The sequence below is a fragment of the Micromonospora sp. M51 genome, from assembly GCF_018070305.1.
GTDB lineage: Bacteria > Actinomycetota > Actinomycetes > Mycobacteriales > Micromonosporaceae > Micromonospora > Micromonospora parva.
Genome location: NZ_JAGPXZ010001531.1, coordinates 1 through 427 on the forward strand (window position 1 = coordinate 1; position 427 = coordinate 427).

The 427-nt window shown below is 70.7% G+C and carries 1 protein-coding gene; it reads right to left on the minus strand.

Features of this window, described 5'->3' with window-relative positions:
• Positions 1-427, minus strand: a 427-nt coding sequence (locus KBX53_RS35810; protein ID WP_210864121.1) for a redox-sensing transcriptional repressor Rex, incomplete at both ends; no start/stop codon positions are given.

Genomic DNA, 427 nt, shown 5'->3' on the forward strand with positions numbered 1-427 from the left:
ATCGCCAGGGATTCCTCGGCGGCGACCGTCGGCAGGTCGTCGACATGCCGGACCACCAGGCCGTTGATCTCCTCACCGACCCGGGAGGGATCGGCGTCGAGCAGTGCGGCGATCCGGAAGCCCCGGCTGGCGAAGCCGTCGTAGCCGGCCAGAGCGTGACCGAGATTACCCACGCCGACCAGGGCGACAGCCCGGCGTTGGGTGAGCCCGAGCACATACTCGATCTGCTCGATCAGCAGCGCGACGTCGTAGCCGACGCCCCGGGTGCCGTACGAGCCGAGGTGCGAGAGGTCCTTGCGGAGCTTGGCGGAGTTGACCCCGGCGGCGGCGGAGAGGCCTTCGCTGGAGACCGTCTCGTGCCCGGTGTCGGCCAGGTTGTGCAGCGCGCGCAGGTACTCCGGGAGCCGAGCGACGGTCGCCTCGGGCA